17 protein-coding genes are annotated in these 26,286 nt (G+C 63.8%); 12 read left to right on the forward strand and 5 right to left on the reverse strand.

Annotation, left to right across the window (positions count from 1 at the left end):
* Positions 1-36: 36 nt before the first annotated feature.
* The 4 genes from C8K18_RS02210 to C8K18_RS02225 all read left to right on the forward strand — a co-directional run bounded on the left by C8K18_RS02210 (position 37) and on the right by C8K18_RS02225 (position 3,613).
* Positions 37-1,437 carry an FAD-containing oxidoreductase gene (locus C8K18_RS02210; RefSeq protein WP_107706538.1) on the forward strand — a complete coding sequence of 467 codons (1,401 nt, stop codon included), beginning with the start codon at positions 37-39 and terminating at the stop codon, positions 1,435-1,437.
* A gap of 218 nt (positions 1,438-1,655) precedes the next feature.
* Positions 1,656-2,231, forward strand: coding sequence for a TMEM175 family protein (locus tag C8K18_RS02215; protein WP_107706539.1), 576 nt, complete (start codon positions 1,656-1,658; stop codon positions 2,229-2,231).
* Between the two features lie 2 nt (positions 2,232-2,233).
* A complete protein-coding gene (locus tag C8K18_RS02220) occupies positions 2,234-3,040 on the forward strand; it encodes a hypothetical protein (protein ID WP_107706540.1) in 807 nt (268 codons plus the stop codon).
* An 84-nt stretch (positions 3,041-3,124) separates the two neighbouring features.
* Positions 3,125-3,613: a metallophosphoesterase family protein gene (locus C8K18_RS02225; RefSeq protein ID WP_029967529.1), complete on the forward strand. Its 489-nt coding sequence runs from the start codon at positions 3,125-3,127 to the stop codon at positions 3,611-3,613.
* 86 nt (positions 3,614-3,699) lie between these two features.
* Here C8K18_RS02225 and proP read toward each other — a convergent pair whose 3' ends face one another.
* The 3 genes from proP to argA form a co-directional block, all read right to left on the reverse strand.
* A complete protein-coding gene (gene proP, locus C8K18_RS02230) occupies positions 3,700-5,202 on the reverse strand; it encodes a glycine betaine/L-proline transporter ProP (RefSeq protein ID WP_029967528.1) in 1,503 nt (500 codons plus the stop codon).
* 791 nt (positions 5,203-5,993) lie between these two features.
* A complete protein-coding gene (locus C8K18_RS02235) occupies positions 5,994-6,269 on the reverse strand; it encodes an oxidative damage protection protein (protein WP_006051234.1) in 276 nt (91 codons plus the stop codon).
* A 110-nt stretch (positions 6,270-6,379) separates the two neighbouring features.
* Entirely contained in the window at positions 6,380-7,768 is a 1,389-nt protein-coding gene (gene argA, locus C8K18_RS02240) for an amino-acid N-acetyltransferase (protein ID WP_006051235.1), read from the reverse strand.
* 23 nt (positions 7,769-7,791) lie between these two features.
* On the opposite strand from argA, the gene hrpA reads away from it, so the two are divergent.
* Positions 7,792-12,159: an ATP-dependent RNA helicase HrpA gene (gene hrpA, locus C8K18_RS02245; protein ID WP_107706541.1), complete on the forward strand. Its 4,368-nt coding sequence runs from the start codon at positions 7,792-7,794 to the stop codon at positions 12,157-12,159.
* A gap of 373 nt (positions 12,160-12,532) precedes the next feature.
* Here the strand turns inward: hrpA and C8K18_RS02250 are convergent, their stop codons facing one another.
* A complete protein-coding gene (locus tag C8K18_RS02250) occupies positions 12,533-16,396 on the reverse strand; it encodes a YadA-like family protein (RefSeq protein ID WP_107706542.1) in 3,864 nt (1,287 codons plus the stop codon).
* 498 nt (positions 16,397-16,894) lie between these two features.
* Between C8K18_RS02250 and C8K18_RS02255 the strand changes: the two genes are divergently transcribed.
* The 4 genes from C8K18_RS02255 (at position 16,895) to C8K18_RS02270 (ending at position 20,902) form a co-directional block, all read left to right on the forward strand.
* Positions 16,895-17,914 (forward strand): beta-propeller fold lactonase family protein, encoded by a 1,020-nt coding sequence (locus tag C8K18_RS02255; protein ID WP_006051238.1) that lies wholly within the window; start codon positions 16,895-16,897, stop codon positions 17,912-17,914.
* 111 nt (positions 17,915-18,025) lie between these two features.
* Complete coding sequence (locus C8K18_RS02260; protein ID WP_107706543.1) at positions 18,026-19,027, forward strand: sterol desaturase family protein; 1,002 nt, start codon at positions 18,026-18,028, stop codon at positions 19,025-19,027.
* A gap of 183 nt (positions 19,028-19,210) precedes the next feature.
* On the forward strand, positions 19,211-20,044 hold the full coding sequence (locus C8K18_RS02265) for an EI24 domain-containing protein (RefSeq protein WP_107706544.1): 834 nt from the start codon (positions 19,211-19,213) through the stop codon (positions 20,042-20,044).
* 30 nt (positions 20,045-20,074) lie between these two features.
* The gene (locus C8K18_RS02270) at positions 20,075-20,902 is read left to right on the forward strand and encodes a molybdopterin-binding protein (protein WP_029967522.1); all 828 of its coding nucleotides are present in this window, start codon (positions 20,075-20,077) and stop codon (positions 20,900-20,902) included.
* A gap of 190 nt (positions 20,903-21,092) precedes the next feature.
* On the opposite strand, the gene C8K18_RS02275 is transcribed toward C8K18_RS02270, so the two are convergent.
* A complete protein-coding gene (locus C8K18_RS02275) occupies positions 21,093-21,557 on the reverse strand; it encodes a rhodanese-like domain-containing protein (RefSeq protein ID WP_006051242.1) in 465 nt (154 codons plus the stop codon).
* Positions 21,558-21,996: 439 nt separating this feature from the next.
* On the opposite strand from C8K18_RS02275, the gene glnA reads away from it, so the two are divergent.
* From glnA to ntrC, 3 genes are all read left to right on the forward strand, one after another.
* Positions 21,997-23,412 carry a type I glutamate--ammonia ligase gene (gene glnA, locus C8K18_RS02285; RefSeq protein ID WP_006051243.1) on the forward strand — a complete coding sequence of 472 codons (1,416 nt, stop codon included), beginning with the start codon at positions 21,997-21,999 and terminating at the stop codon, positions 23,410-23,412.
* Positions 23,413-23,555: 143 nt separating this feature from the next.
* On the forward strand, positions 23,556-24,698 hold the full coding sequence (gene glnL / locus C8K18_RS02290; RefSeq protein WP_006051244.1) for a nitrogen regulation protein NR(II): 1,143 nt from the start codon (positions 23,556-23,558) through the stop codon (positions 24,696-24,698).
* 47 nt (positions 24,699-24,745) lie between these two features.
* Positions 24,746-26,263, forward strand: a complete 1,518-nt coding sequence (gene ntrC / locus C8K18_RS02295) for a nitrogen regulation protein NR(I) (protein ID WP_029967520.1) — start codon at positions 24,746-24,748, stop codon at positions 26,261-26,263.
* Positions 26,264-26,286 lie beyond the last annotated feature (23 nt).

The following is a 26,286-nucleotide window of genomic DNA, read 5'->3' on the forward strand; positions in this document are numbered from 1 at the left end:
GCAACGACCCGCACGCGAGCCGCAAGGAGAGTCGTCATGGCACAGCACTTCGACGCAGTTGTGATCGGCACCGGACAAGGCGGCCCGCCGCTTGCCGTGCGTCTTGCCGAAAGCGGCCGGCGCACGGCGGTTATCGAACGCGCGGCGTTCGGCGGGACGTGCGTGAACGTCGGCTGCACGCCGACCAAGGCTTATGTGGCGAGCGCACGCGCGGCCCACGTCGCGCGCCACGCGGCGCGGCTCGGCGTGCTGGTGAGCGGTTCGGTCAACGTCGATCTGTCGGCGGTGAAGGCGCGCAAGGACAAGATCATCGGGCAGTCGCGCGACGGCGTCGAACAATGGCTGCGCGGCACCGAGAATGTGACGGTCTTCAACGGCCATGCGCGCTTCACGGGCGCGCATACGGTTTCCGTCAGCGGACCGGACGGCGCGCTGCTGCATGAAATCAGCGCCGACGAAATCTTCCTCAATACCGGCACGCGCGCTGTGGTGTCGCGGCTCGAAGGCATCGAGCGAATCCGCTATTACACCAACTCCAGTCTGCTCGAGCTTACCGAGTTGCCGAGCCGGCTCGTGATCGTCGGCGGCAGTTATATCGCGCTCGAATTCGCGCAGGTGTTTCGCCGCTTCGGCAGTGAAGTGATCGTGCTGGTGCGCGGCGAGCGCGTGCTCACGCGCGAGGACGCCGATCTTGCCGAGTCCGTGCAGCAGGTGCTGGCTCGCGAAGGCGTCGAGTTCCGCTTCGGCGTGCAGCCTTCGCGCGTCGAGCCGCATCCGCATCGCGAGAACGAAGTGTGCATCGGCTTCGAGCAGAACGTGCCGGCGCTCGAGGCGTCGCATCTGCTGTTCGCGACCGGCCGCGAACCGAATACCGACGACCTCGGGCTCGCCGCCGCCGGCATCGAGACCGACCGGCACGGCACGATTCCCGTCGACGGCCAACTGCGCACCAACGTGCCGGGCGTGTGGGCGATCGGCGACATCAACGGACGCGGCGCGTTCACGCATACGTCCTACGACGATTACCAGATCGTCGCGGCCAATCTGCTCGACGGCGGCGCGCGCACGGTCGACACGCGCATCATGGCGTATGCGGTATTCGTCGATCCGCCGCTTGCGCGCGTCGGGCTTTCCGAGGACGACGTGCGCAAGAGCGGCCGCGACGCGCTGATCGCGACGATGCCGATGGCGCGCGTGGGCCGCGCGCGCGAACGCGGCGAAACCGACGGCTTCATGAAGGTGCTCGTCGATGCGCGTAGCAAGCAGATTCTCGGCGCGGCGATCCACGGCATAGAAGGCGACGAGGCGATCCATACGTTCATCGACATCATGACGGCGGGCGCGCCGTATCCGACCTTGCAATACGCGATGCACATCCATCCGACCATCAGCGAATTGATTCCTACGCTGCTTGACGGTCTGAAGCCTTTGGAATAGCGCGGCTCGAAAGAGGCGGATTGCAAGAGGCCGATCGCAAGACGTGGATCGACAACGCGTTGCGGCATCGCGGATAATCGCGAGCGGCGCGGGCCGTGCGTGCGATGTATGCGCGGTCCGCATTCAGCCTGCATTGGACCCGCATTCAACCCGCATTTAACCCGCATTTAACCCGCATTTAACCCGCATTTAACCCGCATTCACTCGAGGAACCGCCGATGGGCAAGGGACGCGTCGAAGCCTTCAGCGATGGCGTGATCGCCATCATCATCACGATCATGGTGCTGGAAATCAAAGTACCGGAAGGCTTCGACCTCGCCGCGCTGCGGCCGCTCCTGCCGGTGTTCTGCGCCTATGTGCTGAGCTTCATTTACGTCGGCATCTACTGGAACAATCATCACCATCTGTTCCATGCCGTGACGAAGGTCAGCGGCGGCGTGCTGTGGGCCAATCTGCATCTGCTGTTCTGGCTGTCGCTGCTGCCCGCGGTCACGCATTGGGTCGGCGAGAACCATCTCGCTTCGTGGCCGACCGCGCTGTACGGCGTCGTGCTGTTCATGTCGGCGATCGCCTATTTCATTCTGACGCGCTTGCTCATCCGTCAGCACGGCCTCGACTCGGCGCTTGCGAAGGCGGTCGGCAACGACTTCAAGGGCAGGGTGTCGGTCGCGATCTATCTGGCGGGCATCGCGCTCGCGTTCATTGAGCCGTTGATTTCGGCGGCGCTTTATACGCTCGCTGCTGCGTGGTGGCTCGTGCCGGATCGGCGGATTGAGCACGTGCTGGAAGGTTGAGGGTGCTGGCGCTCAAGCTTGCGCTCGTGCCGGCGTTCCTCGCCGCGCTGACGATGGCGGCGCGCTTGTGGGGGCCGTCGGTGGCGGGCTGGCTCGCGGGCCTGCCGGTCGTCGCCGGACCGATCGTGCTGCTGCTTGCGCTCGCGCGAGGGCCGTCGTTCGCGGCGCAGGCGTCGGTGGCGTCGATTGCGGCGATCGCCGCGTCGGAAGCCTTCAACTTTGCGTATGCGTGGAGTTGCCGCCGTTTCTCGTGGCCGCTTGCGTTGGTCGCGGGCATGAGCGGGTGGTTCGTGGCGGCGTTGTTGTTGACGCGACTGCCCGCGTCGCTCGCGTGGGCTCTCGCCGTGGCTTGCGTGGCGGTCGCGGTTTCGCAATGCGGCTTGCCGCGCGCGACGGGGCATGTGCCGGCCACGCGCGCCGGCTTCGGCGATCTCGTGGTGCGTATGCTCGCGGGCGCGCTGTTGACGCTTGCGGTGACGAGCCTTGCAGCGTCGATGGGCGCGACGTGGAGCGGCTTGCTTTCCGTGTTTCCGTTGCTTGGGATGGTGCTCGCCGTGTCGGCGCAGCGCGAGCATGGACCCGATTTTGTCGCGTTGCTGATGCGCGGCATGGTGGTCGGGCGCGGCTCGTTCGCCGCATTCTTCGCTGTGACCGCGGTGCTGCTGCCGCGCTATGGCGTGTGGTTGAGCTTCGCGTGTGCGTCGGCGGTGTGCATCGTCGTGCACGGCGCGACGCGGCGCATGCTGGATGCGAGGCGGCCCGCGCAAGAAGTGTCGCGTGAAGCTTCGTTGCGGCAGCCAGTGGATTGATTGCACCCGCGCCGGCAAGTTACCGTCTGCGCGCGCCTCGTTTGCGGTTTGCGAACCAGCCCGGGCTTCACGGATACTGTCGTCATGACTTCAGCCACACCCCATCCGCCGCCAGCCCGCATCGGCCTCATCTCCGACACGCATAACCTCGTGCGGCCCGAGGCGCTCGCGTATCTCGCGGGTTGCGACGCGATCATCCACGCCGGCGACATCTGCAACGAAGCGGTGCTCGACGCGCTCGTGCAAATCGCGCCGCTCACCGTGGTGCGCGGCAATAACGACGTCGGCGAGTGGGCCGCATCGCTGCCGACGCATGCGACGCTCGCCGTGCAGCAAGTCACGATCCTCGTCGTGCACGATATCGCCGACGTGCCGGCCGATCCGCGTAAAGAAGCTATCGGCGTGGTGGTGACCGGACACTCTCACAAGCCGTCGATTAGCGAGCGCGACGGGGTGCTGTTCGTCAATCCCGGCAGCGCAGGCCCGCGGCGATTCAAGCTGCCGGTTTCGGCCGGCATCCTGACAATCGAAGGCGCGCGGGCCGAGGCACGTGTGGATCCGCTGCTGAAATGAAAACGGGCCGGCTGCAATGCCGGCCCGTCCTGTACTACTTGCACTACTTGCGATGCTTACAACAAGCGCCGCAGTTCGCCCTTAAATCACGCACGCGCCGTAGCGGTCGCGGCATAGCCTTCGTCCATCTCTTCCGCTTCGCGTTCGCCGCGCAGCACGGCGTGCGCTTCCGCGCGCGTCGCCACGCATGGGCCCGAGCCGAGCAGCGGCTTGCGTGCCGTTTCGCGCAGCGCGACAACCGACACGATGCCGATCAGCGACGCGCCCATCAGGTAGTACGCGGGCATCATCAGATTGCCGGTGCGGTCGACGAGCCATGCGGTCACGAGCGGCGTCGTACCGCCGAACAGCGACACCGAAACATTGAAGCCGATGGCGAGCGCGCCATAACGGATCTTCGTCGGGAACAGCGCCGGCAGCGCCGACGGCATCACGCCCGTAAAGCACGACAGCAGCACGCCGAGAATCATCAGCCCGCTGAACACCGGCAGCAGCGTGCCCATGCGGATCAGCAGCAGCGCCGGAATCGACAGCGCGAAGAGACCCACGCAGCCGAACAGCATCACCGGCTTGCGGCCGATCGCATCCGACAGACGGCCGGCTGCGAGCGTCGCAGGCATCATCAGCACCATCACGAGCAGCACGATGAATAGACCGTGCGACTCGTTGAAGTGCAGCGTGGCCGACAGATAGCTCGGCAGATACGAGAGCGCCATGTAGTCGGTGACGTTGAAGATCAGCACGAGGCCGACGCACAACAGCAGCGGCTTCCATTGCTGCACGAGCAGATTGCCCAGCGACTGCTTCGGCAGCGCCTTGTCTTCGGCTTCGCGTTGCTCGGCCTGCTTCTTGAACGCGGGCGTTTCCTCGAGCTTCATGCGGATGTAAAGACCCACGAGCCCGAGCGGACCGGCGATCAGGAACGGCACACGCCAGCCCCACGACAGCAGCGCCTCGTTCGACAGCGTAGCCGTCAGAACCGCGACCGTGCCCGCGCCGAGCACGTAGCCGATCAGCGTGCCGAACTCGAGGAAGCTGCCCATGAAGCCGCGGCGCTTGTCCGTCGAAAATTCAGCGATGAAGGTCGCCGCGCCGCCGTATTCGCCGCCCGTCGAAAAGCCTTGCACGAGACGCGCGACGAGCAGCAAGGCCGGCGCGAGAATGCCGATCGACCCGTAGCTCGGAATCAGCCCGATCGCGAAGGTGCCGAGCGCCATCATGATCATGGTCATTGCCAACACGCGTTGACGGCCGATGCGGTCGCCGAGCGGACCGAACACCATGCCGCCGACGGGCCGCACGAGAAACGCCGCGGCAAACGTGCCGAAGGTCGCGATCAACTGGGCGGACGGGCTCGACGACGGGAAGAACACTTTGCCGAGCGTCACAGCGATGTAGCTGTAGACGCCGAAATCGAACCATTCCATTGCGTTGCCGAGCGCCATGGCGCCGACGGCACGCTTGAGGAGAGACTTGTCGACGACGGTGATGTCGTCGAGAGAGAGGCGTTGTTCTTGTTTGTGGTGTCGCCAGAAGCCGTTGCTGGAAGCGGTCAAGGTAAAAACTCCGATGACTGCGACGAAACTCATGATGCGTTCCGCCACGGTTGCTGGAAAGTGCAGTTTCGCAAACGGGGCAAGGCCTCTTCGCCGCGACGGCGAAAGAGCGGGCGCGCGTAAAAAGAAACGCGACGCGCAGCCAGGGCCGCAAAAGCAGCAAACGTCCGTGCCTCGCGAGCCTGGTCGCGAAAAAACACTCGTCTAGATTGTGCTGACTATTGCGCCTGCCTGGCCGTGAAGGGGGCAAGCGCATGAGGACGCGGGTGGCTGAAGCCGGACCGCACGCCACTGGAAGGCTTGAAACGAAAAAGGCCGGTGCTTTATTCGCCGCCTGGTTTGCCTCTGGGGATGACCTCAGGGCAGCTTCAGGGCAATCTCAAACGACGATACGACCGACAAGCCTTCTTGTATAAAAACTGTTCCATCGCGATGGACACGCGCAGTGCAAGCACTTGGTGTCGCAAGGTCAGAGAACGCGAATGAAGGTGAATTGCTGTTGGAACGATGCACATGTTAGCACGATGACAGAGGATCGTGCAAACCCGGTTTTGGCCGGGAGCCTTGGCGCAGGCGCGCAATCCCTTGCCCGGTGGGGGATTCCGGCGATCGCGGCGGTCTCCAGAAGGGGCTTAAAACGGCTCGAAAATGTACCGTTTGGGGAGTTTTGGGGCAGCCTCGCCGATGGTTTCGGCGCGAGTTCCGAGGCGAAAAAAATCCGCGCACGGTGGCGCGGATTTCGTCGCTGCGGTTGCCGCTGCGAGAGGACCCTGATGCTGATAGAGAAACTCAGCGCTCAGCGTTCACCCGCGCTCAACCCGCGTTCACTCGCTCGCCGGCGGCACATAACCCTGCGCCGTATCCGCGCCTTCGCCGAAGAAGAACTTTTCGGTCTGCTTCATCAGATACTGGCGCGCGCGCGGATCGGCCATATTCAGACGATTCTCGTTGATCAGCATGGTTTGCTGCTTCAACCAGGCTTGCCACGCCTCCTTCGAAATGCTTTCGTAGATCCGCTTGCCGAGTTCGCCCGGCAGCGGCGGGAAATCGAGGCCTTCGGCTTCCTTGCCGAGCTTCGCGCATTGAACCATACGAGTCATGCTGTGCTTCTCCTGTGTCGACGGGAGTCGGGTGCTTGAGCCCTTACTCCGGTCCCATGAAAAAGGGGTTAGTGAATTCGATTGAACGGGCAGTCGCTGCTGGCGACCGCTCAGAGCTGTTTCATCAGCACGAGCGATTTGCGCTGCCAGTTGTACAGCCGGCGACGGTCTTCGGGCAGGTCGTCGACCGTGACCTTGACGAAGCCGCGCTTGAGGAACCAGTGTTCGGTGCGCGTGGTGAGCACGAAGATGCGCGTGAGGCCGCGCGCCCGCGCGCGCTGCTCGATGCGCTTGAGCAGACGCTCGCCGTCGCCGGTGCCTTGCGCTTCGGGCGCCACCGTCAGACACGCCATTTCGCCGATGCGTTCCTGCGTGTACGGATACAGCGCCGCGCAGCCGAACAGCACGCCATCGTGCTCGATGACCGAGAAATGGTCGATGTCGCGTTCGATCTGATGCCGCCCGCGCCGCACCAGCGTGCCGTCCGATTCGAGCGGCTCGATCAGCGCAAGAATGCCGCCGACGTCGTCCGGTGTCGCTTCGCGCAGGCTTTCGAGATTCTCGTACGAGATCATCGTGCCGACGCCGTCGTGCAGGAACAGTTCGAGCAGCAGGCTGCCGTCGAGCGCGTAAGGGATGATGTGCGCCCGCGCCACGCCGCCGCGGCATGCACGGATTGAGTGCTTCAGATAGAAGCCCGCGTCGCCGGTGACTTCGCCGCTTTCGTGCAGCTTGTACGCGTCGTCGAGCGACAGTTCGCGGATCAGTTCCGTGCCGTCTTCGCCTGCCTGCATGAGGCCGGGCGTTTCGGTGAGGAACACAATCTTGTCCGCGCGTAACGCGATGGCCGCCGCGGAGGCGACGTCTTCCATGGCGAGATTGAAGGCCTCGCCGGTCGGCGAAAAACCGAGCGGCGACAGCAGCACGAGCTTGCGGCTCGCGAGCGAATGACGGATTGAATCGGCGTCGATCTTGCGCACCACGCCGGTGTGCGCGAAGTCCACGCCGTCCAGAATGCCGACCGGCCGCGCGGTCACGAAGTTGCCCGACACGACGCTGATGTGCGCATGCGCCATCGGCGTATTCGGCAAGCCCTGGCTGATGGCCGCCTCGATGTCCAGGCGCACTTCGCCGGCGGCTTCTTTCGCGGATTCGAGCGCGCGCGCGTCGGTAATGCGCATGCCGTGCGAAAACTCCGACTCGACGCCGTGCAGGCTCATCTGCTCCTCGACTTGCGGACGCGAGCCGTGCACCAGAACGATCTGGATGCCCATGGCCTGCAACAGCGCGATGTCCGACACGAGCGCATTCAGGAGCCCCTGATGCACCACTTCGCCGCCGAAACCGACGACGAACGTCTTGTTCCGGAACGCGTGGATATAAGGGGCGACTGAGCGCATCCAGTCGACGAATTGCGCGTGCTGTGCAAGCTGTTCCGTTGCTCCGTCGGGGGCCGGAACGCTCGCGGGCGCGGGGACGAGGTCGGTTTGGGAATTCATGCCCGGGATTATAATGCGCCCCCATGTCGAATGTACCCAAAAGTCCCGCCGCGGCGAACGAGAATGCGGCGCCGGCCGCCGATCAAACGAAGGCCGGCGACGCCAAGCGCCGCGCCGACCAGGACGCGAACCGCGGCGAGCCGGACGTGCCCCGCAAGGCGCGCGAGCCGAATCGTGTCGTGTCTGGCGGCGAGGCGTCCGCGAAGGAAAAAAGTCGCGCCGAGCAAGCGGAGCATGCTGAGTCTCGCGGATCGCGTGGGTCTGGCGAAGCAGGCGAGCCGCGTGAAGCACGTGAACCGCGTGCGCCACGCCAGCCGCAAGAACCGCGTGGGCCGCGCCCGCCACGTGAGCCGCAGCAGCAGCGCGCGCCACGTCAGCCGCAGGAAGCCCGTCCGCCGCGTCCGCCACGCGAGCCGCGTGTCGTCCAGCCGAACCCGATTCCGCCGATCACCTTCCCAGAAGCGCTGCCGGTATCCGCCCGCCGCGATGAAATCGCGAAGGCCATCGCCGAAAACCAGGTGGTGATCGTGTCCGGCGAGACCGGGTCGGGCAAGACCACGCAGTTGCCGAAAATCTGCCTCGCGCTCGGGCGCGGTCTCGGCGCGGGCGGCGCCGGTCTGATCGGCCACACGCAGCCGCGCCGCATCGCCGCTTCGGCGACGGGCCGGCGCATCGCCGAGGAACTCGGCACGCCGTTCGGCGAAGTGGTCGGCTACAAGGTGCGCTTCACCGACAATCTGTCGCCGGGTGCATCCGTCAAGCTGATGACGGACGGCATTCTGCTCGCCGAGACGCAGACCGATCCGCTGCTGAAGGCGTACGACACGCTGATCATCGACGAGGCGCATGAGCGCAGCCTGAACATCGATTTCCTGCTCGGCTACCTGAAGGAAATCCTGGCGAAGCGTGCCGATCTGAAGCTGATCGTGACGTCGGCGACGATCGACGCCGACCGCTTCGCGCGCCACTTCGGCAGTGAAGAGAAACCCGCGCCGGTGATCGAAGTGAGCGGCCGGCTGTATCCAGTCGAGGTGCGCTACCGTCCGGTCGCGGAAGAAAGCCCGGCGATCAAGGCGGCGCAGGGCACGTCGGGCTCGTCGGGTACGTCTGGCGCGTCGCGCGGCGACCGTCCGAAAAGCCCGCGCGAATCCGGCAAGGAGCGCGACCGCGATCTGATGGAAGCGATCGTCGACGCCGTCGACGAACTGTGCCGCGAAGGCCCCGGCGACGTGCTCGTCTTCCTGCCGGGCGAGCGCGAAATTCGCGATGCCGCCGAGGCGCTGCGCAAGCACCATCCGCCGCATACGGAAATCCTGCCGCTGTTCGCGCGCCTGTCCGCCGCCGAGCAGGAGCGCGTGTTCCGCACCTCGAACGCGCGCCGCATCGTGCTCGCGACGAACGTCGCGGAAACCTCGCTGACAGTGCCGGGCATTCGCTACGTGGTCGACACGGGCCTCGCGCGCGTGAAGCGCTATTCGTATCGGAACAAGGTCGAGCAGTTACAGGTCGAGGCGATCTCGCAGGCCGCCGCGAATCAGCGGGCAGGGCGCTGCGGGCGGGTGGCCGACGGCATCTGCATTCGTCTTTACGACGAGAGCGATTATCAGAGCCGCGTGCGCTTTACCGATCCGGAGATTTTGCGCTCGTCGCTGGCGTCGGTGATTCTGCGCATGAAGTCGCTGCATCTGACCGCGATCGAGACGTTTCCGTTTATCGAGCCGCCGCCTGGGCGCGCGATCGCCGACGGCTATCAACTGCTGAACGAACTCGGCGCCGTCGACGACGACAATCAGCTCACGCCGCTCGGCCGCGAACTCGCGCGTCTGCCGCTGGACCCGCGCGTCGGCCGGATGATTCTCGCCGCGCGCGATCAGCAGTCGCTCAAGGAAGTGCTGATCATCGCGAGCGCGTTGTCGGTGCAGGACCCGCGCGACCGTCCGATCGAGGCGCAGGAGCAGGCCGACCAGGCGCATCGCCGTTTTGCCGACGAGCGCTCGGAATTCCTGCAGTGGCTGAAAATCTGGAACTGGTTCGACGAAGCCATCGCGCACAAGAAGTCGAACAAGCAGTTGCACGAGGAATGCCGGAAGAACTTTCTGTCGCAATTGCGTCTGCGGGAATGGCGCGACGTGCATTCTCAATTGCTGACGGTCGTGCGCGAACACGGCTGGCGTCTGAACGAAGCCGAGGCGACCTTCGAGCAGATCCATCTTGCGCTGTTGACGGGTCTGCTCGGCAACATCGGTCTCAAGGCCGACGACGAGCCGTATTACCTCGGCGCGCGCGGCATCAAGTTTTATCTGTGGCCGGGCTCGGCGCTCGTGAAGAAGGCGGGCAAGTGGGTGATGGCCGCGGAACTGGTCGAGACGAGCCGTCTGTACGCGCGCTGCATCGCGAGGATCGAGCCCGAGTGGATAGAGAAAATCGGCGCGCATCTGCTGAAGAAATCGCTGTCCGAGCCGCATTGGGAGAAGCGCGCGGCGCAGGTGTCGGCGTTCGAGCGCGCGGTTTTGTATGGGCTGCCGATCTATCACCGGCGCCGCGTGAGCTTCGGCAAGCAGGACCCCGCGCGGGCGCGCGAGCTGTTTATCCGCGGCGCGCTTGTCGAAGGCGAATTCGACACGAAGCTCGGATTTTTCGCGCACAACCGTAAGCTGCTCGCCGACATCGAACAACTGGAACACAAGTCGCGTCGCCAGGACGTGCTCGTCGACGATGAGCTGATTTTCGCGTTCTACGATCAGACGCTGCCGAAGGGCATTTACACCGGCGCGGCGTTCGAGCGCTGGTATCGCGACGAGGTGAAAAAGAGCGGCCAGGCGGAGGACCAACTGCGCCTGCTGTATCTGTCGCGCGACGATCTGATGCGCCACGAAGCCGCGGGCGTGACGACCGATCTGTTCCCGAAACGGATGACGATGTCGGGTGTCGACATGGCGCTTAGCTACCATTTCGAGCCGGGTTCGCCGCGCGACGGCGTCACGCTCGCCGTGCCGCTCTTCGCGCTGAATCAGGTCGACGCGCGGCGCTGCGAGTGGCTCGTGCCCGGCATGCTGAAGGAGAAGACGCACCTGCTGCTGAAGTCATTGCCGCAGAAGTTGCGGCGCCACTGCGTGCCGCTGCCGGAATACGCGGCAGGTTTCGTCGACCGGCACGCCGCGCCGCGTTTCGCCGCGGGCGGGTTGCTCGAAGCGCTGATCGCCGACGTGCGCGAGCAGAAGCAGATCGCGCTGAAGCAGGCGGATTTCAAGCTCGAAACCTTGCCGCCGCATCTGTTCATGAACTTCAAGGTTATCGACGAGCACGGGCGGCAACTCGCGATGGGCCGCAACCTGGCGCAATTGCGCGCGGAACTCGGCGGGCAGGCGCAGCAGCATTTCCAGAAGATTGCGTCGAGCGCGGCGGGTGCGGCGCTCGCGGATGTTGCGGGCTCGCGCGGCCAGGCGGCGACATCTGCGCCGGCCGGTGCGGCGTCGCGCAGCAAGGGCGCAGCGCCGCCGGGGCCGCAGACTGCGACGCAAGGCGCCGGCGGCACCGCGTTGTACGAAAACCTGACGACGTGGAATTTCGGCAAGCTGCCCGAGTTGCTCGAAATTCGCCGCGGCGGACAGACGCTTTTCGGTTATCCGGCTCTAGTGGATCGCGGTACGCATTGTGATGTCGAAGTGTTCGATTCGCCCGATGAAGCGGCGCGGATTCATCGCGCGGGTCTGCGTCGGCTATTCGCTTTGCAGTTGAAGGAACCGATCAAGTATCTCGAGAAAAATCTGCCGGGCTTGCGCGAAATGGCGATGCAGTTCATGACGCGCGGCACGCAGGAAGAGTTGCGCGATCAGTTGATCGACACCGCGCTCGATCGTGCGTGCCTGCAAGATCCGTTGCCGGACGACGACGTCAGCTTCCATACGCGCCGCGATGAAGGGCGCAGCCGGCTCACGTTGCTGGCTCAGGAGATTGCGCGGCTGGTCGGGCAGATTCTCGGCGAATACGCGAGCGTGCTGAAAAAGCTCGTGCAGGCGAAGTCGTTCACGGCGGCGTACGCCGATATCCAGCATCAACTGGACGCGCTGATCGGCAAGCGGTTCGTGGTGGATACGCCGTATTCGCAATTGACGCATTTCCCGCGCTATCTGAAGGGCATTGCGCTGCGAATCGACAAGCTGAAAGCGGACCCCGCGCGCGATGCACGGCAGTTCGCCGACTTCCAGCCTTTGCTGCAGAACTATCAGCGCGCGGTCGCGCAGCGCGGCGGCGTGCTGGATGCGCGTCTTGCCGAATTCCGCTGGCTGCTGGAGGAATTGCGCGTTTCGCTGTTCGCGCAGGAGTTGCGCACGCCGATGCCTGTGTCGGTCAAGCGGCTTTATAAGGTTTGGGATTCGATGCAGCGGTGAGGTGGGGCGGCGGTTCTCGAGTTTGCGGAGCGCGATGATTTTCCGGGGCGCGAGGTTTGTGCCGTCGTTCGCATGAGCCGTGAGTGGCTGTGAGCAGGCGTCTTCTTGTAGTGCGATAGTGCGATCGTTTGGCTCGCCACTGCGTTTTTGCCTCGTTCTTGTGTGCGGGGCGGGGGCCGCTGCAACGCGAACTCTCTCGCTTTCACGTCTTCTTCGATGCTGAAAAAGGCGCGTGATGCTTTCCTTGTAGGAGCGCATCACGCGCAAACGTGCCCAAGCCGGAGCTGGGCTTGGGGCTACCTGCACACTACGTTTGCTTTACCCGGCGTCGTGGGTGTCGGACGGCCGTGCTCCGGTTCCACGACGCTGTTTTTCACCAGTGCATGCCTGCACCCAGCGACGCGCCGAACTGCCCGCGCGAGTCCGTACTGCCTTGCAGCTTGTAGACCCACTTGCCGGTCTCGGACAACTGCGACACGCCGATGGCCAGCGCCGACTGGCCGCCATACGTGCCACCGGCCATCGCGACCATGCCGTGGCCAGGCAGCACAGCCTGGGGCAAACCGGCCATTGCCAGCGCCGATGCCGTGCCGCCATACGAATCGCGTCGGGCCGAGCGGATCTGGTCGTCGGTGTAGTTATGCGCCTCGCCGACCGCGCCGCTCACGCTTTGCTGCAACTGGTTGACGTTGACCGCGTCCGTACCTTGCACGCCGGCTGCGACATTGGTGATCTGCCGCTCCTGACCGCCCGCGCCGACCGATACGGTGTTCGCTCGGTTGGCGACCGAGCCTTGGCCCAGCGCGACCGAGTTGTCCGCGTTTGCCGCGGCGGCCGCACCGAGTGCCGTCGAGTTGTTGCCGCTCGCGACCGAGTTCGCGCCGATCGCACTCGCGTTGTTGCCGCTTGCCACCGAGTTCGCGCCGATTGCGCTCGCGTTCGTGCCAGTGGCCTGTGCGTTGGCGCCGCCTGCGACCGAGTGCACGCCCGATGAAATGGCGCCCTCGGTGTCGCGATTGCCTTCGCCGCTGAAGAACGGGTTCGCCGCATTGACGACGGCGTTGTTGACCGCGCCGCTGATCGCTGCATCGAGTTGCCCGACATTCACGGCGTCGGAAGCGGCGATGCCATTGGCCACGTTGTGGATGATCGTGCCGCCGCTCGCGGACTCGCCGCCGAGCGTGACGCTGCTTTTGTTCACGCTGCCGTCGGCGTTGCGGTCGTACGTCACGGCGCCGTCCAGCTTCGCGGCGGTCGCGGCACCCTGGTCGCTTACGGCTTTCAACTGCGCGACGTTGACGGCGTCGGTGTCGGCGCTGCCGGCCGCGACGTTGGCGATCTGACGTTCGTTGCCCGCAGAGCCAACGGAGGCGGTGTTGGCGCGATCGGCGAGCGAGCCCTGGCCCAATGCGACCGAGTTCGGTGCGAGTGCGCGTGCCTGATAACCGATGGCCGTGGCGTTGTCGCTTGCCGCGTTTGCCTGGTAGCCGAGGGCAGTGGAGCCGTCGTTGGTCGCGCTGGCGAAGCCGCCGACGGCGGTACTGAATTTACCCTGGGCCTGGGCGCTCGTGCCGGCGGCGAAGCTTGCTTCGCCTGCGGCCAGCGCCGAGCTGCCGATCGCGACGGCGGTGGTGCCGGTAGCTGAGGCGTCGTCTAAGCCGTCGTTAGCCCCTTTGGCCTTGAAGTAGCGCGAGGCGCTTGCACTGACGGCTTGCAACTGGCTCACGTTGACGGCGTCGGTTGCCTGCGTTCCGGCGGCGACGTTGGTGACCTGACGTTCGTTGCCGGCAGACCCAACGGACACGGTGTTGGCGCGATCGGCGAGCGAGCCCTGGCCGAGTGCCACCGAGTTCGTCGCGAGTGCGCTTGCCTGATAACCGACGGCCGTGGCGTTGTCGCTTGCCGCGTTGGCCTGGTAGCCGAGGGCAGTGGAGCCGTCGTTGGTCGCGCTGGCGAACCCGCCGACGGCGGTACTGAATTTGCCCTGGGCCTGCGCGCTCGTGCCGGCGGCAAAGCTCGCTTCCCCAGCGGCCAGAGCCGAGCTGCCGATGGCGACAGCGTTCGCGCCGGTAGCCGAGGCGTCGTCTGTGCCGTCGTTAAGGCCGTTACCGTTCGCCTTGAAGTAGCGCGAGGCGCTTGCACTGACGGCTTGCAGCTGGCTCAGGTTGACTGCATCGGTCGGGTCCGCACCAGCCGCGACGTGAGTCAGGCGGCGCTCGTTATCTTGAGAGCCAACCGATACCTCGCCTTTTGCACTCATACCAGCGATCGTTGCCGGATCGGCGCCTGCGGGGACATAGCCGGGCTTCGTGAGATCCGCGCCCGTCGTTGACTGAGCTCCCAGCGCAACGCTGTTGTCGGTCGAAGCAGTAGCGCCATAGCCAATCGCGACCGAATTCAAGCCCGTTGTCGAGGCCGCATAGCCGAGGGCTGCCGAGTTGTCGCCTGCTGCGATTGCTGACGGACCGCCGGCAAACGCGTTGTTGCTTGACGCGGTCGCTGCGTAGCCGAGCGCAACCGAATTCAGAGCGCTGGTGCTTGCCGCATAGCCCAAGGCCGTGGAGTTGTCGCCCGCTGCGATTGCTGACGGACCGCCGGCAAACGCGTTGTTACTGGTCGCCGTGGCTGCATAGCCGAGCGCAACGGAATTCGAGGCGCTCGTGCTTGCCGCATAGCCGAGGGCCGTCGAGTTATCGCCGGTAGCCATTGCCGAGGCGCCGCCAGCAAACGCGTTGTTGCTTGACGCAGTCGCTGCATAGCCAAGTGCAACAGAATTCAAGGCGCTGGTGCTTGCGGCATAGCCCAAGGCCGTGGAGTTGTCGCCCGCTGCGATTGCTGACGGACCGCCGGCGAACGCGTTGTTACTGGTCGCCGTGGCTGCATAGCCGAGCGCAACAGAATTCGAGGCGCTGGTGCTTGCCGCATAGCCAAGTGCCGTGGAGTTATCGCCGATAGCCATTGCTGACGCACCGCCAGCAAACGCGTTGTTACTTGTCGCGGTCGCTGCATAACCGAGCGCAACGGAATTCAATGCGCTGGTGCTTGCCGCATAGCCCAAGGCCGTGGAGTTATCCCCCGCTGCGTTTGCTGCCGGTCCGCCGGCAAACGCGTTGTTACTGGACGCGGTCGCTGCATACCCAAGCGCAACCGAATTCGAAGTGCTCGTGCTTGCTGCATAACCGAGCGCAACCGAATTCAATGCGCTGGTCCTTGCCGCATAGCCAAGCGCCGTTGAGTTATCGCCCGCTGCCATTGCTGACGCACCGCCTGCAAACGCGTTGTTATTCGACGCCGTGGCTGCATAACCGAGCGCAACCGAATTCAATGCGCTGCTGCTTGCCGCATAGCCAAGCGCCGTCGAGTTATCGCCGGCAGCCATTGCTGACGCACCGCCTGCAAACGCGTTGTTCTTCGACGCCGTGGCTGCATAGCCGAGCGCAACCGAATTCAGAGCGCTGGTGCTTGCCGCGTAGCCGAGGGCCGTGGAGTTATCGCCCCCAGCCGTTGCTAACGGACCGCCGGCGAACGCATTGTTCCCAGACGCCCTGGCAGCCACGCCCAGCGCGACAGCGCCGGCCGCCCCAGCGGTTGCGCCGTAGCCAACCGCGGTCGACACTGTCGCATTTGCCTGCGCAGCGCTGCCTAGAGCGGTACTGCCATCTTTGTCCGCGACGGCTCCAGTACCGGCTGCAACCGAGTCCCTGCCGTTGGCTTGCGAATAAAACCCGGTCGCCACCGAGCGCACACCTGCAGCCACTGAAGCCGTTCCTACGGCCGTGGAGCCGTCGCCGGATGCCGTGGCGACAAGGCCCATCGCGGTCGAGAGGTCGCCGCTTGCCATAGCGCCCATGCCGAGAGCCATGGAGTTCCCGCCAGAAGCGATTGCATTTGCACCCACGGCAATAGCATTGACCTGCAAGGCTTTCGCATTTACACCAACTGCGACCGAGCCGTCTCCCGCTGCATTAGCGCCAACTCCCGCCTCGATCGCATTGACGCCCGTCGCCGCCATTGCATTCGCCGCACCCAACACCGCAGCCGCGGCCAGCACTGCCTGCACGACGACTTTCCTGCGCGACGAACCGCGCTTCGTCTTCGCCTTCGACGTCTCGGGCGCCGCTACCCACGTTGCCGTCGTTTCACACCAGATTGATTGATAGCTTTTATTCACTTGGAAAAACTCCGCGCTGTTATTTTCGTGGACGGAGTGGGCGCGATAATCGGAAATGGGTCTCATCGCCCATTATGAGGCGCACAAAAGCCGGCTATGGATAGCCGGATTTATATTGGTTGCCGTTCATCAAGGTCGCTATTTTCAGTTGATTATCAACGACCGACCATCCGCGCTCACTCTTGCGTCCTTTGGAATGGCTTGGACGATGAGCCTGCGGGATTCTCCGGCTGTGCGTGATCGGCGCAAATAAGCAAAATCCGAATTACGCGGAATTAATTTTCCCGCTCTTAGTTTGCGTCTTTATCTCGCTGGATGTTTAATCGACAACGAGATATTTCTCTATTGGTATTAAATTGTTTCGTGATTATTGAGTGTATTCTCACGACAACATTTTCTAATTAGGACGACACCTTTCGATCTTGCAGATCATGTTTATCGGCGATGCGCTTCTGGCGCGCTCATCCGGCCCTCGATTTTCCCCGCTCTGCAACCCCGATCTGCGTCAACCGCAGGCCACGGCAAACGTTCTACAATGACGGTCGTTCTCCGAAGTGAGTTTTCATGCGTAAATTTTTTCTTCCTGGCGTGACAGCCACGTTCGCCGCAGGCTTCGCTCTCGCCGCCGCGGCAGGCTTTTTTTCTCCCGCAGCCCGCGCCAACAACGTGATCGTGCTGAATTCCGCCGAAGCCACGCTGAGCCTCATCGACGAGACCACCCGCCAGGTTATCGGCACCGTGCCCACGGGCAAGGAACCGCATCATCTGATGGTGACGCCGGATAACTCCTCGCTGATCGTCGCCAATTCGGTGTCGAACAATCTGATGTTCGTCGACCCGAAGACAGGGCAGGTCCAGCGCTGGGTCGAAAATATCGAAGATCCGTATCAGATCGGCTTCTCGCCTGACCGCAAATGGCTCGTCACGACGGGGCTGCGTCTCGACCGTCTCGACATCTATCACTACGACGGTCAGAAGAACCAGATGGCGCTCGCGTCGCGTCTGCCGCTCGCGGTCATGCCGAGCCACATGGCGTTCACGAACGACAGCAAGACGGTCTTCGTCACGCTGCAGGTGTCCGGCGAACTCGCCGCCATCGACCTGGCCACGCAAACGGTCAAGTGGAAGATGAAAGTCGGCAAGGTGCCGGCGGGCCTGTGGATGACGCCGGGCGAAAAATATCTGCTCGTCGGCATGACCGGCGCGGACTACGTGGCCGTGGTCGACTGGCACACGCAGAAGATCGTCAAGACGATCCATACCGGCAACGGCGCGCACAACTTCCGCTCGCTGGCGGACGGCAAGCACGTCGCGGTGTCGAACCGCGTCGCGAGCACGATCAGCATCATCGACGAAGACTCGCTCACCAACGTCGGCGACATCACCGGTCTGATGCCCGGGCCCGACGACATGGAACTTTCCGCCGACAAGCGCTATCTCTGGGTAACGTTCCGCTTCGCGAAGCACGTCGGCATCATCGATCTGAGCACGCGCAAGCTGATCCAGACGATCGCCGTCGGCCGCTCGCCGCACGGCATCTATTTCTTTAATCGCGCGCCGGTCACAGCGCCCAACGGCGCGTGATAATGGAGCGAGCCATGCCGCGCCACGCCGCACGTGAGGCACAATACGCGCAGTACGCAGCGCAATACCCACGATAGCGAGCGGCAAACACAGAAGTAACCGACCAGCACCATGTTCCATCTGATCTTCTCTTCGCTCGACAACTTCGTCTCCGCCGCGCAGACGTTGCTGTACGTCAACGTGGTGCAGCCGCTGCTGTTCCACTTCGATCTGATGGACTACGACGAAGACACCTACGACAGCCTTTACTGGGTGATCGTGGGCGTCCTCGAGGTGCTGGCCATGTACGCGATCCTGCGGCCGCTCGAGGCGCTGCTTCCGGTCGAGCAGTGGGACAACCGCAAGGCAGTGCGCGTCGACGTGATCTACACGTGGATCGCGAAGCTCGGCATCCTGAACCTGTTTTTCTTCTTCGCGCTGCAGCCGTTTTTCGACAATGTGCAGGCGTGGCTGCGCCTGCATAACATCTCCAATATCGAGTTCGACAACCTGTGGCCGGGCGTGACGACGCAGCCGCTCGTCACGTTCGTGATGTACCTGCTCGCGCTCGATTTCGCCGGTTACTGGTATCACCGCTGGCAGCATCGCATCGGCGTGTGGTGGGAGCTGCACGCGGTGCACCACAGCCAGCAGCAAATGTCGCTGTGGGCCGACGACCGCAACCATCTGCTCGACGACCTGCTGCAAGCATCGTTCTTCGCGGTCATCGCGCTCGTGATTGGCGTGCCGCCGTCGCAGTTCGTCGTGCTGGTCGCGATTACCAATCTTGCGCAGAGCGTGCAGCACGCGAATATCCGCCTGCATTTCGGCTGGCTCGGCGAGCGGCTGCTGGTGAGCCCGACGTTTCATCGGCGCCATCATGCGATCGGTTACGGTCACGAGGGCCTGAAGTACGGCTGCAACTTCGGCGTGCTGTTTCCGTGGTGGGACATGCTGTTTCGCAGCGTGTCGTGGAGCCGCGACATGGAGCCGACCGGCATCAGCGACCAGTTGCAGGGTCGCGCGTACGGCGAAGGCTTCTGGGCGCAGCACTGGCTCGCTTTCGTGCGCATCGGCCGGCGTCTGAGCGCACGGCGCGGCAATCGGGACGAGGGCGGCGCCACCGCGGTCTGAGCCTGACTGACTTCGTTCTTCATTCGTTCTTCAATCGTCCTCCATTCGTTGTCCATCCACCGCCGGTCTCCCCGGCGGCCCGTCGCGTGGTTTATGCTGTCCACGTTTGCGCGCACGGTTCACGTTCAGTGACCGCCGCGCCGCTCCATCATTTCACCGTTGCACTCACCGGCACTGGCTCGCATGAATGACCTTTTGCGCTCGTTCGGGCGCGCGCTCGCAAGCGCGCTCCACCCGCGCATGCTCTGGCTGACCTTCATGCCGTTCGTCGCGGCGACGGTCGGCTGGGGCGTGATCCTGTGGTTTAGCTGGCAGACGCTGATCGGCGCGACCCGCGGCTGGCTCGAAGGCTGGTCGTTCACCGTCACGCTTTACCATCTGTTCGACTCGCTCGGTTTTTCCGGGCTGCACGCGGCTATTGCGCCGTTCCTGGTCGTCGCGATGACCATCCCGCTCATCGTCGTCACCGTCTTGCTGCTGATCGCCACGCTGTCGATGCCGGCCGTCATCCGCTTCCTGTCGACGCGCCAGTTTCCCGGCCTGGAAATGCGCCGCGGCGGAACGTGGTACGGCAGCCTTGGCCAGGCGCTCTGGACGACGCTGGTATGTCTCGTGCTGCTGATCGTGACGCTGCCGCTGTGGCTCGTGCCGCCGTTTTTCGCGCTGATTCCGCCGCTGCTGTGGGGCTGGCTGACCTACCGCGTGATGACGTACGACGCGCTCGCACTGCACGCCACGCGCGATGAGCGGCGCGCGCTCGTGCGGCGCTTCCGGTTGCCGCTGCTGCTGATCGGCGTTGCGAGCGGTCTGATGGGTTCGCTTCCGACGCTGCTGTGGGCGTCGTCCGTGTGGCTGCTGGTGCTGTTTCCGGTCATCACCGCGGTGACGATCTGGATTTACGCGTTCATCCTCGTGTTTTCGGCGCTGTGGTTCGGCTACTACTGTCTGCGGGCGCTGCAGCGCATGCGCGCGGAGGAGGCCGGCGGCGTGCGGCACGCGGCCCCGGTTCCTTATTGATCAACGAACGAGATAACCAAAGAGGCGGCAATGGCATTTGGCGTCATCATCATCGGCGATGAAATCCTGTCGGGCAGACGCGTCGACAAGCATTTGCCGAAAGTCATCGAACTGCTCGGCGCGCGCGGCTTGTCGCTTGGCTGGGCGGAGTATATCGGCGACGACCCGCAGCGCATCACGGCCACGCTGCGGCGTACTTTCGACTCGGGCGACATCGTGTTTTCGACGGGCGGCATCGGCGCGACGCCGGACGATCACACGCGTCAATGCGCGGCGGCCGCGCTCGGCGTGCCGCTGCAACTGCATCCGGAAGCGCAGAAGCTGATTCAGGAGCGCATCCGCGACATGTACCCGGCAACGGCCGCGACGCCGCTCGACCTGAACTCGCCGGAGAATCTGCATCGGCTGAATATGGGCACGTATCCGCAAGGCGCGGCGATCATTCCGAACGGCTACAACAAGATTCCGGGCTTCTCGATCCGCGAGCACTACTTCGTGCCGGGCTTCCCGGTCATGGCCTGGCCGATGATCGAATGGGTGTTGGACACGCACTACGCGCATCTGCATCACGCGATGCCGCACGCGGAAAAATCGCTGCTCGTGTTCGAGTTGCCCGAGTCGCGTTTAACGCCGCTGATGGAGAAGATCGAGCACGACTTCCCCGGCGTGCGCGTGTTCAGTCTGCCGAGCGTGGGCGACGCCGAGCGTGGCGGCGTCTATGCGCGGCATCACATCGATCTCGGCGTGAAGGGCGAGCCGGAAGCGGTGGCGGCGGCGTTCGTCAAGCTACGCGAGGGCGTGCATCTGCTTGGCGGCGATATTGTCGAGCACGAGGCGGCGGGAAAGCCTCGTGCGTGATGTCTGCCTTGTTGACGCGCGATTCAACGGTGAGGCGTGCGCGAGTGGCCGGCTAATAGCGGCGATAGTAGCGGGCTAGCGGTCGGTTCGCGACCGGCTGGCTCCCGACCGGCGGTTCACAGGCCCGCAGCTCTGTACCGGACGCTTTACTCCCCGCTTCAATACGCCGCCCCAGCGCCTCACGCACCCCTCACGCGCCAATCCACGGCAAGCCGCGGAAGCACCAGCCCGACACCGTCTTGCGATGTCCCTGGCCGTCCTTGTCGCCTTCGAAGCCTTCCAGCAGGTCATAAGCCTTCGTGAAGCCCGCCTGCGCCGCGGCGATCGCCGCGAGCTTGGAGCGCGCGGCGCTGCGGCACAAAAACAGCACCGGCGTATCGGGCGACGCCACGTCGCTTAATTGATGCAGGAATTCCTGATTCGGCACGGCGCCCGGATAGCGCGTCCATTCGACGTGCGCATACTGTCCGTCGCCGATCACGGGCCGGCCGACCCAGTCGAGTTCGGCGCGCGTGCGCACATCGACGAGACGCGCGCCCGTGTCGAGCTGCAGCAGTTCGAACGCCTCGGCCGGCGACAGCGCGCCGGCGTAAGGCAACTGGCTTTCGGTGCGGCGTTTGTCCGCCTGCGCATACAACTGTTCGAGGGTAGTCATGCGTTGGTCTCCTTGATCAAGTGACCATTCTAGCGCGGCGCTTTGGGCCCGCGCGGGCGCTGGACGACCTGCAATCCGAGGCGACGCGCACGCTGCAACCGCTCGCCCTTAAATGGTGCAACATGCCGCATATGCACCAAATTCGTTCCGCGACAGCGGCCACTCCGCACCCGCGCCTCATTTTGGTGCTAACGAAAACCATCGAATTTTAGGGCTGCATATCCCCCGGTGCGCGAATTCCCCGCCGACGCGCGCACTGTCAGCACGCGCGCCGTCTTGGCGCATACATGGCACAGTTGCTGCTTTAGTCAGGCCGATCGATCAGCAACGGCTAATTTTCACATTCGCTCTTCACAATTGAGGGTGGACGCGCCGGGACGGGTCAGCTAGATTGGGCGGCGGCTGAAATCCGCCGAATTCGTTAATCAGGAGATAGGTTATGAGTAAATCCGTGGCCGACGTCGTTCAACTCGTCAAAGACGAAGACGTCAAGTTTGTCGACTTCCGTTTCACCGACACGCGCGGCAAAGAGCAACACGTTTCGGTGCCGGTGTCGGCATTCGATGAAGACAAGTTCGAAAGCGGCCATGCGTTTGACGGTTCGTCGATTGCCGGTTGGAAGGGCATCGAAGCATCGGACATGTTGCTGGTCCCGGACGCGAACACCGCCTTCATCGACCCGTTCTATGAAGAGTCCACGCTCGTTCTGACCTGCGACGTCGTCGAACCGGCTGACGGCAAGGGCTACGAACGCGACCCGCGTTCGCTGGCAAAGCGCGCCGAAGCCTATCTGAAGAGCTCGGGTCTCGGCGACACGGCATTCTTCGGTCCGGAACCGGAATTCTTCATTTTCGACTCGGTCCGGTGGAACACGGACCAGTCGGGCTGCTTCGTCAAGATCGGTTCGGAAGAAGCACCGTGGTCGTCGTCGAAGGAATTCGAAGGCGGCAACACCGGCCACCGTCCGGGCACGAAGGGCGGCTATTTCCCGGTCGCTCCGGTCGACACATTCCAGGACATCCGCTCGGAAATGTGTCTGCTGCTCGAACAGATCGGCATTCCGGTCGAAGTGCACCACCACGAAGTCGCGGGCCAGGGCCAGAATGAAATCGGCACCAAGTTCTCGACGCTCGTGCAACGCGCCGACTGGCTGCAGCAGATGAAGTACATCATCCAGAACGTCGCGCACACGTACGGCAAGACGGCTACGTTCATGCCGAAGCCGATCGTCGGCGATAACGGTTCGGGCATGCACGTTCACCAGTCGATCTGGAAAGACGGCCAGAACCTGTTCGCGGGCAATGGCTACGCAGGTCTGTCGGAATTCGCGCTGTTCTACATCGGCGGCATCATCAAGCATGCTCGCGCGCTGAACGCGATCACGAACCCGTCGACGAACTCGTACAAGCGTCTCGTGCCGCACTTCGAAGCACCGGTGAAGCTGGCTTACTCGGCACGCAACCGTTCGGCATCGATCCGCATTCCGCACGTGTCGAACCCGAAGGGCCGCCGTATCGAAACGCGTTTCCCGGACCCGATGGCGAATCCGTACCTGTGCTTCTCCGCGCTGATGATGGCGGGTCTGGACGGCGTGCAGAACAAGATTCATCCGGGCGAAGCTGCCGACAAGAACCTGTACGACCTGCCGCCGGAAGAGGATGCAAAGATCCCGACTGTGTGTGCCGGCCTCGACCAGGCTCTGGACGCACTCGACGGCGACCGCGAGTTCCTGACGCGCGGCGGCGTGTTCACGGATTCGATGCTCGACGCGTACATCGAACTGAAGACGAACGAGCTGCAGCGTTATCGTCAGTCGGTGCACCCGATCGAATTCGAAATGTACTACTCGCTGTAAGCGGCAATGGCGCTTCGCCCGTCGAATGGCGAAGCGCTTTGTCCGACGCTCGCGATCGGTCACGAAGGGACGGCGGCGCCGTCCCTTTTTCATTCGACCGGACGCAGCGGTTTGCCACCATCTCCTATCGGCCAGACTGCAAGATGGTTCTAAAGAATCTGATCAAGGCGAGAAAAGGGCACGTCGACACGCTGTCCGACGACGCACAGCTCGTCGCGTCCGGACTGTTGCCGGGCTTCGAGGCGTTGCCCACCGTCGTGCTGATACTCGAGAAGCGCACGCTGCGTGTCGCGTTTGCGAACCCGTCGGCGGAGTCGATGCTCGAGCTTTCGCGCCGGCAACTCACGCAGATGGCGTGGCCTGATATCTTCTCGAATGCCGACGAACTGGTCGCCACCATCACGTCGATCGCCGCTCACCGTTTTCACGCGACGCATCTCGATGCCGTGCTCGAGCGGCCCGCTCACGAGCCGCTGCATGTGCACGCGATCGTCGGCTTTCTGGAAAGCGCGCAAGACTACGTGCTGCTCGAACTGTTCGAGAACGAGCGGCATTTGCGCAGCGACCGCGAGGAGCGCATCAACGACCTCACGGCCGTCAACAAACAGTTGATCCGCAATCTCGCGCACGAAATCAAGAATCCGCTCGGCGGGATTCGCGGCGCGGCGCAACTGCTCGAATTCGAACTGGGCGAGCGTCAGCGCGACGAGTTGCGCGAGTACACGCAGGTCATCATCAAGGAATCGGACCGGCTGCAAACGCTGGTCGACCGCTTGCTCGAGCCGCACCGGCATCCGCATATCGTCGGCGACGTGAATATTCACGAAGTGTGCGAGCGCGTGCGTCAGGTGATTCTCGCGGAGTTTCCGCGCGGCCTCACGATCGAGCGCGATTACGACGTCAGCGTGCCGGACCTGCGCGGCGACAAGGAGCAACTGATCCAGGCGCTTCTGAACATCGTGCGCAATGCGGCAGAGGCATTGCGCGAACGCATCTCGCAAGGCGACGCGCGCATCGAATTGCGCACGCGCATTGCACGCAAGATCACGGTGTCGAAACGCTTATGTAAGCTGGCACTGGACTTGCATATCATCGACAACGGCCCCGGCATTCCCGAGGACATTCGTGACCGCATCTTCTATCCGCTCGTATCGGGGCGCGAGGACGGCAGCGGTCTCGGTCTGACGCTCGCGCAGACGTTCGTGCAACAACACGACGGTCTGATCGAAGTGGAAAGCCGGCCCGGCCACACCGAGTTTCAGATTCTGCTGCCGCTCGACTACTGACACGCCTTCGCACACCGCAGGCATCTCAAGACTTCTGACAGACCTATATGAAGCCGATCTGGATAGTAGACGACGATCAATCGATTCGCTGGGTGCTTGAAAAAGCGCTCGCTCGCGAAAACTTCGCGACGCGCAGCTTCGCGAACGTGCGCGAGGCGTCGGCGGCGCTCGATCACGAAAGCCCGCAGGTGCTGGTGTCCGACATCCGGATGCCGGGCGGCTCGGGCCTCGAATTGCTGCAAACCGTGCGTGACAAGGTGCCGGGCTTGCCGGTCATCATCATGACGGCGTTCTCCGATCTGGACAGCGCGGTCGCCGCGTTCCAGGGCGGCGCGTTCGAGTATCTCGCGAAGCCGTTCGACATCGACAAAGCGGTCGAGCTGATCCGCCGCGCGGTGGACGAGAGCATGCGCGGCGAACAGACGTGGGACGACCGCGTTGCCGATGCACCCGAAATGCTCGGCCAGGCGCCCGCGATGCAGGACATGTTTCGCGCGATCGGACGTTTGTCCCATTCGGCGGCAACCGTGCTCATTACCGGCGAATCGGGCACCGGAAAGGAACTGGTCGCGCGTGCGTTGCACCGGCATAGCCCACGCGCGAACGGTCCCTTCATTGCGCTGAACACCGCGGCGATTCCAAAAGATCTGTTGGAATCCGAACTATTCGGCCATGAGCGCGGCGCCTTCACTGGCGCGCAGGCAATGCGCCAGGGCCGCTTCGAGCAGGCCGAAAACGGCACGCTGTTTCTCGATGAAATCGGCGATATGCCGTTCGATCTGCAGACGCGCCTGTTGCGTGTGCTCTCCGATGGCCAGTTCTATCGGGTCGGCGGCCACAATCCGCTGCGCGCCAACGTGCGCGTGATCGCGGCGACGCACCAGAATCTGGAATCGCGGGTACGTCAGGGGCTTTTCCGCGAGGACTTGTATCACCGGCTCAACGTGATTCGCCTGCGTTTGCCCGCGTTGCGCGAGCGCAGCGAAGACATTCCGCTGCTCACCCGGCATTTTCTGCAGAAGAGCGCGCGCGATCTGGGCGTCGAGCCGAAGCGCGTATCGGAAGAGGCGCTCGCTTATCTGGCTTCGCTGCCGTTTCCGGGCAATGTGCGGCAGTTGGAGAATCTCGCTAACTGGCTCACGGTGATGGCGCCCGCGCAGACCATCGAGATCAAGGACTTGCCGCCGGATCTCGGTCCCGCGCAGGCCGGCGCGACGGATCTTACGACGGGCGGGGGCGGCAGTCCGATCGGTAGCGCGGACGCGAGCCTCGCGGCCACGGCGCCGATCAATGGCGGAAGCGTGGCGACGCATGCGGGCATGCCGGGCGGCCTGCCGGTTGCCACGGTCAGCGCATGGGAAGGCGGCTTGCGCACGGAAGTCGCACGCTTGCTGCGCGAGAATTCCGCCGACGTGATGGACGAACTCGCACGCCGTTTCGAAGCGGCGGTGATCCGCGAGGCGCTCGACTTCACGCGCGGTCGCAAGGTCGAGGCGGCGGAGCGTCTCGGTATCGGACGCAATACGATTACGCGCAAGATTCAGGAGCTCAATCTCGAGCCTTGATTCGATGACCGCACGGCATGTGT

Source organism: Paraburkholderia sp. GV068, from assembly GCF_003058125.1.
GTDB lineage: Bacteria > Pseudomonadota > Gammaproteobacteria > Burkholderiales > Burkholderiaceae > Paraburkholderia > Paraburkholderia graminis.

Excerpts from the sequence above, each read along its gene's own strand:
- glnA (WP_006051243.1), top strand. The coding sequence starts at position 21,997 with ATGAGTAAATCCGTGGCCGACGTCGTTCAACTCGTCAAAGACGAAGAC.
- argA (WP_006051235.1), bottom strand. The coding sequence starts at position 7,768 with ATGAATTCCCAAACCGACCTCGTCCCCGCGCCCGCGAGCGTTCCGGCC.
- C8K18_RS02210 (WP_107706538.1), top strand. The coding sequence starts at position 37 with ATGGCACAGCACTTCGACGCAGTTGTGATCGGCACCGGACAAGGCGGC.
- ntrC (WP_029967520.1), top strand. The coding sequence starts at position 24,746 with ATGAAGCCGATCTGGATAGTAGACGACGATCAATCGATTCGCTGGGTG.
- hrpA (WP_107706541.1), top strand. The coding sequence starts at position 7,792 with ATGTCGAATGTACCCAAAAGTCCCGCCGCGGCGAACGAGAATGCGGCG.
- C8K18_RS02260 (WP_107706543.1), top strand. The coding sequence starts at position 18,026 with ATGTTCCATCTGATCTTCTCTTCGCTCGACAACTTCGTCTCCGCCGCG.
- C8K18_RS02225 (WP_029967529.1), top strand. The coding sequence starts at position 3,125 with ATGACTTCAGCCACACCCCATCCGCCGCCAGCCCGCATCGGCCTCATC.
- glnL (WP_006051244.1), top strand. The coding sequence starts at position 23,556 with ATGGTTCTAAAGAATCTGATCAAGGCGAGAAAAGGGCACGTCGACACG.
- C8K18_RS02255 (WP_006051238.1), top strand. The coding sequence starts at position 16,895 with ATGCGTAAATTTTTTCTTCCTGGCGTGACAGCCACGTTCGCCGCAGGC.
- proP (WP_029967528.1), bottom strand. The coding sequence starts at position 5,202 with ATGAGTTTCGTCGCAGTCATCGGAGTTTTTACCTTGACCGCTTCCAGC.
- C8K18_RS02275 (WP_006051242.1), bottom strand. The coding sequence starts at position 21,557 with ATGACTACCCTCGAACAGTTGTATGCGCAGGCGGACAAACGCCGCACC.
- C8K18_RS02265 (WP_107706544.1), top strand. The coding sequence starts at position 19,211 with ATGAATGACCTTTTGCGCTCGTTCGGGCGCGCGCTCGCAAGCGCGCTC.
- C8K18_RS02270 (WP_029967522.1), top strand. The coding sequence starts at position 20,075 with ATGGCATTTGGCGTCATCATCATCGGCGATGAAATCCTGTCGGGCAGA.
- C8K18_RS02235 (WP_006051234.1), bottom strand. The coding sequence starts at position 6,269 with ATGACTCGTATGGTTCAATGCGCGAAGCTCGGCAAGGAAGCCGAAGGC.
- C8K18_RS02215 (WP_107706539.1), top strand. The coding sequence starts at position 1,656 with ATGGGCAAGGGACGCGTCGAAGCCTTCAGCGATGGCGTGATCGCCATC.
- C8K18_RS02250 (WP_107706542.1), bottom strand. The coding sequence starts at position 16,396 with ATGAGACCCATTTCCGATTATCGCGCCCACTCCGTCCACGAAAATAAC.